Genomic DNA, 16,495 nt, shown 5'->3' on the forward strand with positions numbered 1-16,495 from the left:
CTTTCAGGCAGTGGCCGGTAAAAAAACCTCAAAACGACTGCCTTTGCCCAGCTCGCTTTGCAGTTTTATAGTGCCGTTATGAGCTTTTACAATGGCTTTGACGTAGCTGAGGCCCAGTCCGAAGCCCTTCACATTGTGCAGGTTGCCCGTTGGTACCCGATAGAATTTGTCAAATACCCGCAGCTGCGTGTCGCGTGTCATGCCCATACCTTTGTCCTCCACAGCCAGCAGGATGCCGCCGGCCGTGTTGTAGGTTCGTATACAGATGTCTGGGCGATCCGGTGAGTATTTGTTGGCATTGTCCAGCAGGTTGCAGACGACGTTGTAAAAGTGCACTTCGTCCACCTCCATGTCAGGAGCAGTGGCATGGAGTTCGGTTGTGACGGTGCCCTGGCGCTCCGCTACCTGCAGGTGGATGCTCTCAATGGCTTTTAGCACCAGGGCATGCAGGTCCGTCCGGGCCAGATTCATCTCGTAATCCTCCTTTTCTAGTCGGGCGATCTGCAGCACGTTCTCCACCTGTGCGTTCATGCGCTTGTTTTCCTGCCGGATGATGCCGGTATAGTACTGCACCTTTTCAGGTCGGGCGTATACCTTGGGGTTGGAGATAGCGTCCGTGGCAAGCGAGATAGTGGCGATCGGTGTTTTGAACTCGTGCGTCATGTTGTTAATGAAGTCATTCTTCATATCGGAGAGCTTCTTCTGCCTGAAAATGATGTGAATAGTGGTGCCAAACGTGGCTACCATGATCAAGGTAAAGAGCGCTGAGAAGGCCAGCATCATCCAAAGCGACCTGATGGCATAGGCTTGGCTGTCAGGAAAGTAAACAGCCAGGTAATCCGACTTGTCAAAAATGTCGTTTGGGAACAGGCTGGCTTTGTAAGTGGCAAAGTTGCGTGTGCTGTTGGTTGGCAGGTGAGCTGCCGTAATGGTGTCTTGCTGATCGGAAAGCACCCAGTAACCGAAATCCAGGCAAATGCCCTTGTCCTGTAGTTCGCTCTGCAGCAAAGGCTTAATTTCCTCCAGGTTCAGTCGCTGCTCTAGTGGCTTATCGTTGGCAACATACTCCACCACCATCTTCTCCACCACTTCATTCAGGCGCTCTTTACGAGCCTCCACGCGAACCGGGTCAGGTTGAGTAGGTGCTACTGCCGGTTGGGCTGCTACAAGCTGCGCTTTAGCGGCTTGTTCGGGTTTAGAAGTAGTACCGGCAATTTTGGTAGAAGGAGTCTGGTGCAACGTCTCCGTTGCGCGGACATAGAAACGGGCAGCATGCTTTAGTTCTTCTATCCGCTTCTCCTGCGGCCTGTCTATACTCCTGAAAATAACACGGCTACCCGAGTGATTTCGTAGCTCGTGAATGCTCTCCCGCTGTCTCTTGCCGTTTTTAAAGATAAAGATGCTATCCATTTGCACATTTATAGCAGAGATCGCGGCAGGATCGATCATGTGGTTCAGGTAGCCATAGCGGCGCAGGCTGTCCAGGTGCAGGGCAATGTACTGGAGGGTATCCACCGAAATGCGGAATTTGCGGCCGTTCAATTGCTGGGTATGGTTGATGGTATTTTCTGCCAGCTTTCGGAGCCGTTCACCATCCATTCTGCTCAAACGCATAGCATGGGCTTCCATAGTATCGGTGTGTGCTTTCAATTGCCTGAGCATGGCCGCATGTTCGGCCGGGAGGTTATACAGCCGCATGGTAGGAGAAAGCAACTGCTGCATCAGCGAGTCAGCAGGGAAGAAGTGCCTTGGCGTCATACCCCGGTTGTCCATCGTATAGCTACCCTGCCAGGTTAGATTGGCGCTACTGCCAGCCTCTTTTTTAGCAGGGCTCTTCGTAATCGCTATACCTGTATTGGCTGGTGTTGGCGGCGCGGGAGGCTCTGGTTTTGACTCTGGCTTCACGCTTATGGTTTGTGCTTGTGCAACGCGTTGCGGTGCCGGCTGCTCCAACTCTTCCACCTCAACAGGTGCTGTTTGCAGGGTAGCCATACCGTTCGCTACGGCTGACACGGCTTCCTGCGTCTCCAGTTTTTCCACGACGCGGGCCAGTGCTTCGTGCACGCTGCGGTCGAACTGCTCCTGCTTCACTTGTATGGCATCCGATATCCAATACAACTGAAGGCCGACCATACCAAGTAATGATATGCTCATCAGCACGATAACACCTATGATAGTCAGCTTGCTCACATAACAAATTTACGTATTTCGCCTGGCTTGTCCATTACTTTAACTTTTCCTTAACAGACTTTAACCTGGCTTTAACGCTTCGGCCTTCAGTGGTAGCGTACATTTGTAGAAACGATCTACTAACCCTCTATACCTTATCACTATGAATCTCTTCCTCAACCTGCAGACCTTATTCAGCCTGGCCCTTGCCTTACTGATGGGGCTCCTGCCACTGTACGGTGCACTGGCGCAGGAATCTGGCCAGCAAAAGCACAAAACACACATCAAAATGGTCCGCACCGTGAACGGCAAAACAGAGGTCATCGACACCACTTTCACAGCCGAGACCAAAGAGGCCTTGATGAAAGCCATGAGAGCCGCCCGGCTGGATAGTGCGCATCTGCGCCTGCTGGACGGCAAAGTAAGGGCCTATTCCTTGGGCAGAGAGGGAAACACAGCGCTCAGGGCAAGGATGAAGACCCTGGAGGCAGACAGTGCCATGCAGCGTGCGCTGAAAGAGGTGCGCGTGCTCTCCTTATCGGTTGACAGCCTGAGCAAAGATGTCATGAAGCGCTTCAAAATAGTACAGGGCGACTCGCTGCTGTTTGGTGATGGGCCGCGGGTACTCGTGCGCACCCTCATTGACTCATCCATCGTGCATATCGGCGATGTTGGAGAGGCCATCACCATCAACCCGAAAGAAATAGAGCGCATCGTCGTACGATCGATGCCTAGCCACGAACGCATCGACTCGCTGATGAGGTTGCACGAGCAGATGAACATAAAAGTAATCGTGAAAGACGGCAAGAAGAAGGTATACCGCATACACGAAGACGGAAGAGAGGAAGAAGTGCCACATACCGATTTCAGGATCGATGATGGAAAAATGGGTCGTAGAATCTTCATTTCACGCATGGTTAAAGTGGAGGACGTGACCAAGGCTGACAAAGAACAACTCAAAGCAACCGGGGCTCCCGTGGAAATGAAGTCACGCGAAGAACTGAAAGTGGAGGAGATCAATTTCTCGCCGAACCCGAACAACGGGCGCTTTAAACTGAAGTTTTCGCTCAAAAATAAGGGCACTACCGTGGTTAGGGTGATGGATGACAAAGGCCAGGAGGTGTTTGTGGACACAGTAGAGAAGCTAACCGGCACATATGAGCGGGAGATCGACCTGACGCCTTTCGGCCGGGGGCTCTACTTCCTGCAGGTAGCGCAGGGCGACCGTTACCATACCAAAAAGGTGTTGGTGCAATAGTGTAGTTTAGCAATTTGGTTCAGTAAAAAAGCCCGGTGCCTGCAGCGCCGGGCTTTTTGTATGATAACTCTTACAGCCTGCACCAAGTAAAATGAGCAGTACCTATACCTGAGCCTGATGAAAAAACCGCTACACACACTGATACTCCTTTTGCTTGTACACCTACCGCTTGCGGCGCAGTCGCAACAAACTTACAACGCCACGTTGAGCGACTACGCCTACCGTTACCCGGTGAGCTACCTGGAGGTGGAGCAGGAGGGGCAGAAGTATAAGATGGCCTACATGGATGTGTCACCGCCCGCCAGTTTCAAAAATCCGCAGACAGTCGTGCTCCTGCACGGGAAAAACTTTTTGGGAGCCTATTGGCAGCAGACAATTAATTTCCTGGCAGGACAGGGCTATCGGGTTGTCGTGCCAGATCAGCTTGGCTTCGGCAAATCGGACAAGGCAGAAGTGCATTACAGCTTCCATCAACTGGCACAGCACACGCGAAAACTGCTGGACCACCTCAAGATAAACCAGGCTGTAGTGGTCGGGCACTCCATGGGCGGTATGCTGGCTACACGCTTTGCCCTCATGTATCCGGAAACAACCGTGAAGCTGGTACTCGAAAACCCAATCGGGCTGGAGGACTACCGACGCATGGTGCCTTACAAGCACCTAGACGAGTTGTACCAGGAAGAGCTGAAACGCACGGAGGCGGGCATTCGGGATTACCACAAGACCTACTATACCTCTTGGAAGCCAGCCTATGACGAATGGGTGCGTATACCTGCCGCACAGCTGCGCAGTCCGGACTATCCGCAAGTGGCGCGCGTGTCGGCACATACCTATGCCATGATCTATGAGCAGCCGGTGGTGTATGAGTTCAGTGACCTGAAGATGCCTGCTCTATTGGTCATCGGGTTGGAGGACCGCACGGTTGTGGGCAAGGCCTACATCAAAAGTGAGGAGGAACGCAAAAAGTACGGGCAGTATCCGTTGCTGGGTCAGCAGACGGCTGGTGCTATACTTAACGCAAAATTACTGGAGCTAGCCGGAGTAGGGCATATCCCGCACATCGAAGCGCCGGATCAGTTTCATAAAGCGCTGCTGGAGTTCCTGAAGCAATAGGCTATACCTGCTACAAGCCGATCACAAATGCCGGGGCGACACCTGCACTTTCCTAAAGCAGTGGGCTATACCTGTAGGCTGGGCTTAATGATGGTGGTGGTGATCGTGGTCGTCGGGTTTGCTGTTGAAATTAGCGATGGTGCCTGCCCCAAAGAAAACAAACCAGCAAAGGTATAGCGCGTTAAAATTCTCGACAGTCTTCCCAATGAACAGCAGGATGATGTTGGCCAGAATGGTCATCACCAGACCCGTCATGGCCACAAACTGGTAGGAATTCATCTCCCGCGGGTCGTATATTTTCGATAGTTTCATAAGCTTTTTCGCTGCCGGTTCTCTCTGGAACGCAATCGGGTTGCCATACGTGCCATCGGCTGCTTTTATTTCGCTCAAAGATAATCGAAAGAATCGGGAGAAATATAAAAATGCTTGGTTGATAAATTATGTTAAACAATGAAGGCTATACCTAACTGAACTTCCGGTCAATCGTATACACAGCTAAACAAACGAATTGAATTATGGCAACCAGAGACGAAGATATACAGAACACGCCCAACAGGCCGAAGAATATAAACGAAGAGCACCGCAAAGGCCAGACCTTGGACAACAAACCCGATCCAAGCGCCAAGCGCAATGTTGGGTATGGGGGAGCACTGGAGCGCGATGACCAGAAGGACAGCCTGGAAAACCTGCACATCCAGGGGAACGAAACGACCGGCTACGGCGCGAACAACCCTAAAAGCACAGAGGAATTTGCACAGGGACCCGGCTTTGAATACGAGGGCAGCGATACTGCCATGGACGACGACGTAAACGGCATTCGCAGTCGTGATCAGCCTTTTGGTGCAGACGACACAGAACCGAATGACAGCGACCAAAGCCGGATTTAAGGTATAGCCTCTGACGGAAAGCAAAAAGCCCTGCCACTTTACGAAGTGGCAGGGCTTTTTTTAGGTACAGCTACATACTAAGCTCCACGCTTCACAGATGGTCTGCTTTGGCCGGTTCCCTTTTTGTCGCGCCAGTTTCTATTATTTCCGCCCGCCGAGCGGCCAGAAGTGCCAGCACTCGCTGTAGCACGGTTACCGCCTTCGTTTCCACCTGAACGGCCGTTGCCGTTACGGTTCCCGGATGGTCTGTTGCCGCTCGCAGCACGGTTGCCATTGCTGGAGGCACCGCTATTGCGAGGCTCTCTGCCAGCTGGGCCTTTTGGCTTTTTGGCATTCTCCAGGTTCACTGACAGGTGCTCTGGCAAAGCGAACGGATGGTTAGCATCCACCTTGATCTGCTTTTTGATTAGCTTCTGGATATCGTGCAGATAATAGCGTTCTTCCTCATCGCAAAACGACAGGGCTATACCTGCGTTGCCGGCACGACCCGTACGACCGATGCGGTGCACGTACGTTTCAGGCTCATTTGGCAGTTCATAGTTTATCACGTGCGACAGCTCCTCCACATCTATACCGCGGGCGGCGATGTCGGTGGCCACCAGCACGCGGGTGCTACCATCCTTGAAATTGCTCAAAGCACGCTGACGTGCATTCTGAGACTTGTTACCATGGATGGCTTCCGCCTGTATGTTCGCCTTGTTCAGGTCTTTTGCCACGCGGTCGGCGCCATGCTTGGTTCTGGTGAACACCAGCACGCGTTCTATATCCTGATCAGAAAGCAGGTGACGGAGCAGGTCGCGTTTGTCGTTTTTCTCCACAAAGTATACCGCCTGTCCTACTTTCTCAGCCGTAGACGACACGGGGGTCACCTCCACCTTCACCGGATTGATCAGGATGGTATCGGCGAGCGCCTGAATAACAGGAGGCATCGTAGCGGAGAAGAAGAGCGACTGGCGCTGCTTAGGCAGCATCGGGATGATGCGCTTGATATCATGGATAAAGCCCATGTCCAGCATACGGTCCGCTTCATCCAGCACGAAGAACTCTACGTGCTTCAGGGAGATAAAACCTTGTCCGATCAGGTCCAGCAGTCGTCCTGGCGTAGCGATCAGCACGTCTACACCGCGCTTTATAGTCTGTACCTGCGCATGCTGCGACACGCCACCGAATATAACGGTATGGCGCACGCCTGTGTTTTTGCCGTAAGAGGCAAAGCTTTCGTTGATCTGTATAGCCAGCTCCCGTGTAGGAGTCAGGATAAGCGTTTTGATGGTGTTGGATGCTCTGTTCTTCTGGTTGTGCAGCATTTGCAGCACAGGTATGGCGAAAGCAGCTGTCTTGCCTGTGCCCGTCTGAGCGCAGCCAAGCACGTCCCTGCCAGCCAAAAGATGTGGAATAGCCTGTTCCTGTATTGGCGTAGGCTGCGTATAGCCCTCCGCCTGAAGCGCCTTCAGGATAGGATCTATTAAATTTAATTCGCTAAATGTCATGTATGATTGATTATTGCAAGCTACAAAGGTAAGTCTATTATTCGGGCTTGCTCTTATTTATTTATACCCCCTCTGCACTGCCTCGCAGCAGGTATAGAAAAGGTTGAATAAAGGTACAACAGGAAGTGTATCGTAATAATTCAAAGCAGGTACCGCGGGGTGTGATGTTCAGTAAAAAGGCGCGGGAGCGTTTGGGTGAAATGTTTTGTTAGATTTGCATAAGTATAGGCAGGTATGCGCTCCGGATAAAATTATGTTCTGGTGCGCTGCCGCCCTGTACAGACCTCAATATAGCTATAATGACACAACCACATACACTACACATCCGCAACATGGTGTGCCCCCGCTGCCTGAAAGTAGTGACGCAGGAACTTGACAGGCTTGATTTGCAGCCATTGGCCATCCAACTGGGCGAAGTGAAGCTCGAGCAGGAGCCTACCACCGAACAACTGCAAAAACTGCGGGAATCTTTGCACGAGAATGGATTCGAATTGATAGAAGATAAGAAGGCAGAGCTCGTCGAGAAGATCAAGATCACCATCATCGAACTGATCCGCTCGGGAGAGGTGGAGCACCTGATTATCAACCTGTCGGATTACCTGGCGCAGGCACTCGGCCGCGACTACCATTACCTGAGCACGCTCTTTTCGGCGGAGGAGGGGCTCACGATAGCGCGCTACGTGGTGCTGCAGAAAGTGGAGCGGGTCAAGGAGCTGCTGGCCTACAACGAATTGAGCCTGAGCCAGATCAGTTTTCAGTTAGGGTACAGCAGCGTGGCGCACCTGTCGGCACAGTTCAAGCAGGTAACCGGGATGTCGCCATCCGAGTATAAGAAAGCAGCGGCCCCATCGCGGAAGCCGCTCGATAACGTTAACTGAAAAAGGTGCTTATGGAGAAGGGGAACTATGGAAAGTTTATGCTGATGTTAGGCCTTTCCTTTGTGGTGATGTATGCCGTCATGTTCAGCAACATAGCCGAAATAAGCCACTTTGACTTAAACCTTAACCGCCTGTACATGACCATCCTGATGGTAGCGCCCATGGCTTTGATCATGCTGCTGGTAATGCGGCCGATGTACAGGGATAAAAAGCTCAACACCATTATCACCGTCATGAGTATTATCGCAATCGTCGGCTCGTTCATTACGCTGCGCAACCAGTCCTTTGTCGGCGACAAAGCTTTCATCAACTCCATGATCCCACACCACTCATCGGCCATACTGGTAAGCGAAGAAGCCAGAATCCATGATCCGGAGCTGAAGAAACTGGCAGAGGAGATCATCCGGTCGCAGAAAGAAGAGATAGCGGAGATGGAGAAGATACGCCAACGAATAGACTAGGTAATCAAGGCCTCTAAAAACCAGGAGCGCATGCTACGTCGGTACGGACGGGGCATGCGCTCCTGGTTTCTTGGGGAAGGAAAGATTATTCTACCCGCACCAAAAACTCTTCTCTGATGAATTCGAGAATCTCGGGAGAAAGCGGCTTTGAGAAGAACTCTTTTACCTCTTTGTGGCTGCGGGCGCACTGAATGTCTTTGCGGTCCACGGCCGAGGATAGCATAAACAGGCTGCACTTCTGGGTAGCATGTTCCGGTAGCTTGCGGTACTCCTCAATAAAATTCCAGCCGTCCATCCCGGGCATGTTAATATCCAGGAAGATCAGATCGGGGAATTTATCTCCCGAGGGCTCAACCGAAGACTTCAGAAAGTCAAGTGCCTCCTCAGCTCCTTGAAAGCTGAAAACGTCTTCGGCAAAGTTCTCATTCCGGATGATGCTTTCGCAAACGAAATTATTCACTTCATCATCATCGATTAAAACGACTCTTTTCAATGTATTCATTACTACAGGGTGTGTCTAAAATAAATATTAAAAGTAGTGCCCACGTTTACCTGGCTTTCTACTTCCACTTTGCCGCCAAGCAGCTCTGTCTGGGTTTTGACAAGGTGTAACCCCAAACCCCGGCCTCCTCCATGGGAATGGAATCGCTTGTATAAACCAAAGATTTTTTCTTTTTCCTTACTCAGGTCGATCCCAAGTCCATTATCCGAGACGCTCAGACAAATATAGTTAGGAATAGTGAAAGTTTTAAGCCGCAGATGCAAATTTCTCTCAGGCGATCGGTATTTCAAAGCATTTATTATTAGATTATGCATAATACTGTGCACATAGCTACGAACACCTATCACAGTGGGTGCTTCTTCAAAATCCCGTTCCAGCCTGGTACGCTCCCCTAGTAATTCTGTGGGCAGGCTGTCATATATTTCATTGAACGTATCTTCAAACCGGATCTTTTCCTGCACATTGTTTAACTCGCTCCGGATCGTGAGAAGGTCGTTCAGGTCGCGGATTGTCGTGTCGAGGAGTTTTGCAGACTTGAACAGGTTCTCGATCACCCGCGGGTTCATGGGCGAGTCGGGCTTGTGCTTATTGTAAATGGTGGTGAGGCCCAGTATGTTGGCAATAGGGGCCCTGAGGTTGTGCGACACAATGTAGGCGAACTGCTGCAGGCTCTGGTTCTGCTTCAGCAACTGATCGGTCAGCTCGTCGCGTTTTTGCTGTGCCTCTTTGTAAGACGTCATGTCCGAGGCAGCACCATCAATGCGGTGAACGAGCCCGTTTTCATCTTTTCTGGGCGAGACGCGGAACATCAACCATCTGCACTCCCCATCCTTTGTTATGATGCGCATTTCGTAGTGCTGTCGCTCCCCTCTTTTCAGGGCTGGCAGAATATGTTGTTCAAGGTATTCCTGGTCTTCCGGGTGAATGATCTTGTACCAGAACTTAGTCTTGCCTGTAAACTCTTCTTCGGTGTAGCCAGTCAGTTCGCGGCACTGCGAACTCACGTAGAGCATCTTAAGTGTCGAGTCGGCGGAGAAGATCATTTCCGGAATGTTGTCCAAAGTGGATTGCAGCAGGTTCTTCGTCTTCAATGCCTCCTGCTCAGTTCGTTTGCGGTCTGTGATATCCTGAACGGAACCATGGAACCGTACCAGCCTGCCTTGCGCATCATATTCCGGCTCGCCTATCTCATAGACCGTGCGCTTCTGACCATCAGGCCGCACAATGGTGTGCTCTACCGATAGGATCTGTTGGTTTTTGGAAGCCGCTTCGATCGCCCCCAACAGGTGCGCATGTTCTTCTTCCGGCACAAAATGCATGATATTGGTTCGCGATGGAATAAAGGACATTCTGCTGACACCGTAAATGTCATACACGCTGTCAGACCAGATAATCTGATCGTGCTCCATGTCAAGCTCCCAGTTGCCAAGCTGCGCCAGTTTCTGTGCCCGGGCCAGTTGCTCTTCGTTGCGCTTGATGGTTTCCAGGGCCCGTTTGCGCTCCGAGATATTGAGCAAGCTCAGGGCGACTGCCAGCACGCGGTTGTCTGACCCAAATACGGGACGAAGCGACACTTCATGCCAGTATTTGCCGTGTCCGTCTTCACACAGGATCGTTTCGCCATTCATGGCCCGTCTATGTTGCTCCCGAAATTTCGCTTCTTTTTCTTTGCTTACCAGATCCAGAAAGTTCATACCTGCTTTTAGCTCTGTTATCAACGTGTTGCGTACGTCCTTCCTCGCCACAGCATTGCACATCATCAGGCGCATCGACTTGTCTAGCAGGTATATGGCCTGGGGGGAGCTGTCAAGCAGGGCTTTCAAGTTTGCCTCGCTGGCCATAAGTTTGTCCTGTGCTATAATTTGCTCTGTGATATCGATGAGGGTGCCGTTCCAGATCACATGACCTGCCTCTTTACAGGTAGGGAGCCCGTGGGTCTGTACCCACTTCCACCTGCCTTCCTGCGGCTGTCTGATCCGGAAGCTTACTACCAGCGGAGACAGATTTTGGTAAGAGTCGCTGATTGCCTGTAGCACCTGCGCTACATCGTCAGGCTCAATGTGTCGGTATAGCGCAGCGGTACTATTATAAACCTCTTCAGGGCTTATGTGGAACAGATCCCGGATACCATCGCTGACGAAGGTGAAGGCGTAGTGGGACAGGCTCCTCATCTCCAGCTGAAATACGGCGCCCGGTATACTGGAGCTAATCTCGCGCAGCTGTTTTTCGCTAGTCTGCAGCTTGTCAATCATTTCCAGGCGCTCATCCACGTTCATGGCCACCACCAGGCGTGGCATACTCTCCCCGATGCGGGGCAGGGCATGCGAGATCACTTCTACCTCGAACGTACTGCCGTCGCTGCGTTTGTGGCGCACTCTGCTCTGTTGCGACTGTAGCTTGTCTACCTGGTCCAGCTGCTGTTTCAGAAGCGGCACGTCATCCTCCGGCCTGATATCAAATATGTTAAGTGCCAGGAAGCTTTCTCTGCTGTAGCCGTATTCGCGTAGGGCAGCCTCATTTACGTCCAAAAACTGCATGGTGAGCCGGTCATACACCCACATGGGCATCGGGTTCAGGTCAAAGAGCATCTTGTACTGTTTCTGACTGTCGAGCAGGGCTTTCTGCAGATCCTGCCGTTTCTGCATTTCCGCATTGAGCAATTTGTTGTCTTGCCGGAGCCGCTGTATGACGTTGCGGAGCAGGAGCGGGGCCGCTACGCTGATCAATACGATGAGTGCTAGAACAAGCTTGTGGCTGTCTATGAACGAAGAAATAGACCGGGATGCCCGCTCGCCACTTTGGCGCGTGGCCTGACGTATGCTCTCGCTTAGCTCTTTGAGGTGGTTCTGGTGCTGCTGATACTCCGGGGTGATCACCAGTCGGTTATAGGCCAGCGCCTCTGCTATGTTCCCACTGCGGCTAAGCTGCAAAAGGTGCGCGATCAGGGTGTCATGCGCCGCAGTATCATTTTTAAAACGGCCGAGTATGCGTTTGCGCCCGTCATTTACGATCATGGCCATTAACTTGCTGGTGATGGTGGCACTCTGCGCCTGGGTAGACCGGATTTCCTGTTCGTACTCGGCTTTTTCGGCTTTGCTGTCGGTGGTGAGGTGTAAGAGCACTGCTTTGTGTACGGCATCATCATTAGTCTGCAGGTTATCGATCAGTTCGAGTTCCTGCAGTGCCAGCACAACATAAGCGTCGTGACTAAGCTGCACCTGGCGGGCCTGCCAGAAGGTATAGGAGGTAAGGACAAGTAGGGTGGCCAATAGGCCCGCGAACGCAAACAGCACAAGATAAGTCGTGCGCGATGCTGCATGCAGATGCGTGGGCGGGTTTGTTTTCAGCATAGGTAAGGTAAAATGTACTGAATGACGCAGTACAAATATTTGGGTAGCGAATTTTGCACTGATTTTCATCAGTGTTTATCCTCGAACATAAACAATTGTTATATTAAAAACAAAATTTATGGGCCCAATAAGTTTCATGCAGTTGATTTACAGGTCCAATTTATACTTCCCAAAAGGGATGGCTACTGATCAGATCGCCCAAAATATGTAAACCTTTCCGGGGAAACTGTAACACTTGGGGCATGGAACAGGCGTACCTTTGTCTAGTTAATTGGAAGATAAACCAGCAACGCAACATGGAAACGATAGAAAAAACAGCCTATAAAAAAGATACATTCCCGGTAGAGGGGATGACCTGCGCCTCCTGTGCTTCCAGCATCGAAAGCATGCTCCGCACAGTGGATGGCGTGCAGGAGGCCAACGTGAACTTCGCAGGCAAAACGGTGCAGGTAGCCTATGCCCCGACCCAGGTAAAGCCTGATCAGCTACGCGACACTCTGCACGAGATTGGATTCGAATTGCTGATAGGTGAGCATACAGAGGAGGAGTTGGAAGAGCGGCAGGAGCAGGCACTGGCTGTGCTCAAGACCAAAACCATCGCGGCGGCGGTACTGGCCTTCCCGGTATTTGTGCTGGGCATGTTCTTTCACAATACCTTTAGCTGGGGCAACTGGGCCATGCTGGCCTTTACCACCCCGATCCTGTTCTGGGCAGGCCGTCACTTTTTTGTGAACGCCTGGGGGCAGGCCAAGTACCTGCGCGCTAACATGGATACCCTGGTAGCCCTGAGCACAGGTATAGCCTTCGCTTTCAGCTTGTTCAATACCGTATACCCAGCTTTCTTTCAGAGCCGTGGTCTGGAGCCGTACGTGTATTACGAAGCCGTCGCCGTAATCATTGCCTTTATCTTGCTGGGTAAATACCTGGAGGAAGGCGCCAAAAGCCGGAGCTCGGAAGCCATCAAAAAGCTGATGGGGCTCCAGCCCAAAACGGTGCGCGTGCTGCGCGACGGCGTGGAAGCTGAGATCCGCATAGAAGAGGTTCGGATAGGGGATGCTGTGCTGCTGTTGCCCGGCGATCGGGTACCGGTGGACGGTGAAGTGCTTTCAGGCGGTTCTTATGTAGACGAGAGCATGCTGAGTGGGGAGCCGCTTCCGGTGCAGAAACAGGTAGGTGATATGCTCTTTGCCGGTACGATTAACCAAAAAGGCAGTTTGCAGCTTGTTGCCCGCAAAACCGGTGGGGAAACTATGCTTGCCCATATCATCAAAATGGTGCAGGAGGCGCAGGGCAGCAAGGCCCCTGTGCAGAAGTTGGTGGACAAGATCGCAGGTATCTTTGTGCCCGTTGTGCTGCTGATCGCGGTCCTGACCTTTGTGGCGTGGATCGTGTTGGGTGGTGAAGCGTATTTGTCTCAGGCGCTCGTGTCGATGATCTCGGTACTGGTGATCGCCTGTCCCTGTGCGTTGGGTCTGGCGACGCCTACCGCCATTATGGTGGGTGTGGGCAAAGGTGCTGAAAACGGCATCCTGATCAAAGACGCGCGAAGCCTGGAGGATGCCTACAAAGCAAACGTTATCCTGCTAGACAAGACGGGCACCATCACACTGGGTAAACCCTCTGTTACCGATGTGGTGTGGGCCGAGGGCGTAGAAGGCCAGGAGCATCTGGAGCAGCTTTTCTATTCGATCGAGGCGAAGTCAGAGCACCCGATTGCGCAGGCCATCTATACCTATTACAAAGAGCAAGGTATAGCCACCCTGGAGCCGGATTACTTTAACAGCGTCACGGGTATGGGAGTGGAAGCGGCCTTTGGAGGAGAGAAATTCTTTGCCGGAAACAAGAAGCTGCTGCGCCAGGAAGGTATCAGCATTGAAAGCCAGCTGGAAGATGCCGCCCGACAGCTGCAGGAAAATGCCAAAACGGCCGTATACTTTGCCAACGGGCAAAAAGCGTTGGGTGTGTTCGCGGTGAGCGACCCGATTAAGCCTGCCGCCGCTGAAGGTATAGCCCGCCTGCACGAAGCAGGTCTGGAGGTATACATGCTCACCGGAGACAATGCACAAACTGCAGCTGCCGTATCCCGACAGGTAGGTATAACTCATTACGAAGCCGAATTACTGCCAGGTGACAAGGCCGATTTTGTGAAAAAGCTGCAAGAGCAGGGCAAAGTTGTGGCCATGGTGGGAGATGGTATAAACGATGCGCAGGCCTTAGCTACTGCTGACGTCAGCATTGCAATGGGCCATGGTACTGATGTGGCGATGGATGTAGCCGGCATCACGCTGATGCGCTCTGACCTGATGCAGGTAGCGGCGGCCATCAATCTTTCACGGGCAACGGTGCGTACGATTCGCCAGAACCTGTTCTGGGCCTTTATCTACAACGTGATCTGTATACCTGTAGCTGCCGGTTTACTGTTCCCGGTCACTGGCTTCTTGCTCAACCCGATGGTGGCGGGCGCAGCCATGGCCCTCAGTTCAGTTTCAGTGGTAAGCAACAGTCTGCGTCTGCGCGGAAAGAAATTATAAAAGTTATTTTTAATCAGTTTATAAATTATGTTAAATATGAAGACCTATAAATTTAAGACGACCATTAATTGCGGGAGCTGTATAAAAGCTGTTACACCTCATCTGAACAAGCTGGAAGGGGTGCAGGGTTGGAAAGTGGATACTGACAATCCGGACAAAATTCTGGAAGTAAACACCGATAGCCTGGATGCGCAAACGATTAAGAGCACAGTAGAAAAAGCCGGTTTCAAGGCAGAACAGGTATAAGTAGAGGAAAAGAAGTGGCCTATAGAGTAAGGGCGCTTATATATAAAAGAATGGGCAGGCTGAGCAATCAGTTTGCCCATTTTCCTTGCCGGTATATTGGTTTCCTGGGATGGAGCCGGGCTCTGCTTCTGCTAAGCAAGGCAAAAGTCAGCATTGTGATACTGTTGATGGCCAGACCCAGAAACTCACGCGCTTCCTCAATATTTTTGATATCGCCCCCGCAGATTGTTATCCCTTCCCATTTAGCAGGCCAGAAGAACACAGCCCCTACCGCATAAGCAGCAAAAGCTATGAAGAGTATAGTCTGGTTTATCCTGTTGAAAGCCACCAGGAAACTGAAAATGGCCGCCACCAGATAAATGGCTATCCAAACTACAGCGTCTAGGTCATTGTATTGCATAGCAGCGAAAACAATGAAAACAATACCCATAAAAGTCGAGAGGATCTGTTTGATAGCCATAGTTGATAGGGATGATTACATAACTATACTGTAATAATATGTAAAAGTTTTGTGTTTTACTAGTGCTTATAAAAGTAAACGAGCAGCCATTGGCTGCTCGTTAAAATCTCTTAAACCTGTACTGATTAGCTTACCAGGCCCATTGTGGACAGATAATCTTGGCGGTGTTGCGCAGTTTTAAGCCCAGCACTACTTCATGGCTGCCCGAGTTGGTGCTGCCCAATGGCGAAACGCTGGCATCGTAAGAATAGCTCAGGTCCATCAGGTAACTGATGTTAACCCCAGCCATCACGGCTACGGACTCGTTGTGACGGTAGGAGGCTGCCGCCCAGATGCGGTCGCTGTACATGGCCTTGAGTGTAGCATCCACCGACACCGGGCTTGGCTGTGCCATTTTCACCATCACTGAAGGTATAAGTGCCAGGTCAGGCGACACGTCCAGCCTGTAACCGCCGGTCAGGAAGTAGTGCTTCTGCAGTCGGCCGCTGTTGTCAGTAGCATTTCCAGTTGTCAGGTGTTCGCGCTTGCTGGGCACAAGCTGCGCACCGGCTATACCTACATAATAATTATAAGAGTACAGCCAAAGGCCCAAGTTCAGATCAAACTTCATCTCGTTGATGCGCCCGTCGTTGATGGCTTTGTCATTCGGATTGATGACGCGCACGGCCGAGGGATCCAGGTTGTACTGGATCAGGCCCGGGGCCACACCGGCAGCCACACGCAAAGTGCGGGAAAGCGGCTGGTGGTAAGCGTAGCTCACGTTAAAACTACTGCGCTTGAGTGGACCCGTGGCCGTCGTCATGGCCATGGCGCCCAGACCGTGGTGCGGCCTGATGCGACGGTAAGAAGTTGGCTTTTTGGTGGTGGCTTCCTTGGCGGGCGAGCTGTTACGCTGCGCCGCTGTTATGGGAGTCGGCTCTTTCATCAGTGGTGCATGAATCGTGGCATAGTAAGACACGGGAGCTCCTTCTAATCCGGACCACTGCTGCCGGGTGCCGATTTTCACGTCGGCGTAATCCTCTATACCTGCAATGGCTGGATTGAGCAGATAGTTATTGAGCGTATACTGGGAGTACTGCGGCTTTTGCTGCGCCATGGCCTGGGTAGCCAGCAGAAGCACAAATCCTAAAGCTAAAAGTTTGTTCATAGA

At 51.7% G+C, this 16,495-nt stretch carries 14 protein-coding genes; 7 read left to right on the forward strand and 7 right to left on the reverse strand.

The window, feature by feature from the left end:
- Positions 1 to 3: 3 nt before the first annotated feature.
- Positions 4 to 2,190, reverse strand: coding sequence for an ATP-binding protein (locus L1278_RS13845; RefSeq protein ID WP_253405399.1), 2,187 nt, complete (start codon positions 2,188 to 2,190; stop codon positions 4 to 6).
- 142 nt (positions 2,191 to 2,332) lie between these two features.
- Between L1278_RS13845 and L1278_RS13850 the strand changes: the two genes are divergently transcribed.
- Together L1278_RS13850 and L1278_RS13855 are read left to right on the forward strand one after the other, a co-directional pair.
- The gene (locus L1278_RS13850; protein WP_253405401.1) at positions 2,333 to 3,427 is read left to right on the forward strand and encodes a T9SS type A sorting domain-containing protein; all 1,095 of its coding nucleotides are present in this window, start codon (positions 2,333 to 2,335) and stop codon (positions 3,425 to 3,427) included.
- Between the two features lie 117 nt (positions 3,428 to 3,544).
- Positions 3,545 to 4,540, forward strand: coding sequence for an alpha/beta fold hydrolase (locus L1278_RS13855; RefSeq protein ID WP_253405405.1), 996 nt, complete (start codon positions 3,545 to 3,547; stop codon positions 4,538 to 4,540).
- A gap of 84 nt (positions 4,541 to 4,624) precedes the next feature.
- On the opposite strand, the gene L1278_RS13860 is transcribed toward L1278_RS13855, so the two are convergent.
- A complete protein-coding gene (locus L1278_RS13860) occupies positions 4,625 to 4,930 on the reverse strand; it encodes a hypothetical protein (protein WP_253405407.1) in 306 nt (101 codons plus the stop codon).
- A 125-nt stretch (positions 4,931 to 5,055) separates the two neighbouring features.
- Between L1278_RS13860 and L1278_RS13865 the strand changes: the two genes are divergently transcribed.
- Entirely contained in the window at positions 5,056 to 5,427 is a 372-nt protein-coding gene (locus L1278_RS13865) for a hypothetical protein (RefSeq protein WP_253405409.1), read from the forward strand.
- Between the two features lie 77 nt (positions 5,428 to 5,504).
- Here L1278_RS13865 and L1278_RS13870 read toward each other — a convergent pair whose 3' ends face one another.
- Complete coding sequence (locus L1278_RS13870) at positions 5,505 to 6,917, reverse strand: DEAD/DEAH box helicase (protein WP_253405410.1); 1,413 nt, start codon at positions 6,915 to 6,917, stop codon at positions 5,505 to 5,507.
- Positions 6,918 to 7,216: 299 nt separating this feature from the next.
- On the opposite strand from L1278_RS13870, the gene L1278_RS13875 reads away from it, so the two are divergent.
- Together L1278_RS13875 and L1278_RS13880 are read left to right on the forward strand one after the other, a co-directional pair.
- A complete protein-coding gene (locus L1278_RS13875) occupies positions 7,217 to 7,795 on the forward strand; it encodes an AraC family transcriptional regulator (RefSeq protein ID WP_253405411.1) in 579 nt (192 codons plus the stop codon).
- 11 nt (positions 7,796 to 7,806) lie between these two features.
- Positions 7,807 to 8,256, forward strand: coding sequence for a DUF305 domain-containing protein (locus L1278_RS13880; RefSeq protein ID WP_253405412.1), 450 nt, complete (start codon positions 7,807 to 7,809; stop codon positions 8,254 to 8,256).
- 85 nt (positions 8,257 to 8,341) lie between these two features.
- Here L1278_RS13880 and L1278_RS13885 read toward each other — a convergent pair whose 3' ends face one another.
- Together L1278_RS13885 and L1278_RS13890 are read right to left on the reverse strand one after the other, a co-directional pair.
- Complete coding sequence (locus tag L1278_RS13885; protein WP_253405413.1) at positions 8,342 to 8,758, reverse strand: two-component system response regulator; 417 nt, start codon at positions 8,756 to 8,758, stop codon at positions 8,342 to 8,344.
- Between the two features lie 2 nt (positions 8,759 to 8,760).
- A complete protein-coding gene (locus L1278_RS13890; protein WP_253405414.1) occupies positions 8,761 to 12,108 on the reverse strand; it encodes a PAS domain S-box protein in 3,348 nt (1,115 codons plus the stop codon).
- A gap of 296 nt (positions 12,109 to 12,404) precedes the next feature.
- Here L1278_RS13890 and L1278_RS13895 point away from each other — a divergent pair, with 296 nt between their 5' ends.
- Together L1278_RS13895 and L1278_RS13900 are read left to right on the forward strand one after the other, a co-directional pair.
- Positions 12,405 to 14,639 carry a cation-translocating P-type ATPase gene (locus tag L1278_RS13895; RefSeq protein WP_253405415.1) on the forward strand — a complete coding sequence of 745 codons (2,235 nt, stop codon included), beginning with the start codon at positions 12,405 to 12,407 and terminating at the stop codon, positions 14,637 to 14,639.
- A gap of 36 nt (positions 14,640 to 14,675) precedes the next feature.
- Positions 14,676 to 14,885 carry a heavy-metal-associated domain-containing protein gene (locus L1278_RS13900; protein ID WP_253405418.1) on the forward strand — a complete coding sequence of 70 codons (210 nt, stop codon included), beginning with the start codon at positions 14,676 to 14,678 and terminating at the stop codon, positions 14,883 to 14,885.
- A gap of 67 nt (positions 14,886 to 14,952) precedes the next feature.
- On the opposite strand, the gene L1278_RS13905 is transcribed toward L1278_RS13900, so the two are convergent.
- Both L1278_RS13905 and L1278_RS13910 read right to left on the reverse strand, forming a co-directional pair.
- Positions 14,953 to 15,345, reverse strand: coding sequence for a transmembrane 220 family protein (locus tag L1278_RS13905; protein WP_253405426.1), 393 nt, complete (start codon positions 15,343 to 15,345; stop codon positions 14,953 to 14,955).
- Positions 15,346 to 15,475: 130 nt separating this feature from the next.
- Positions 15,476 to 16,492: a type IX secretion system membrane protein PorP/SprF gene (locus tag L1278_RS13910; RefSeq protein ID WP_253405427.1), complete on the reverse strand. Its 1,017-nt coding sequence runs from the start codon at positions 16,490 to 16,492 to the stop codon at positions 15,476 to 15,478.
- Positions 16,493 to 16,495: the final 3 nt, after the last annotated feature.

The sequence above is a fragment of the Pontibacter sp. HSC-36F09 genome (assembly GCF_024171605.1).
Taxonomy (GTDB): domain Bacteria; phylum Bacteroidota; class Bacteroidia; order Cytophagales; family Hymenobacteraceae; genus Pontibacter.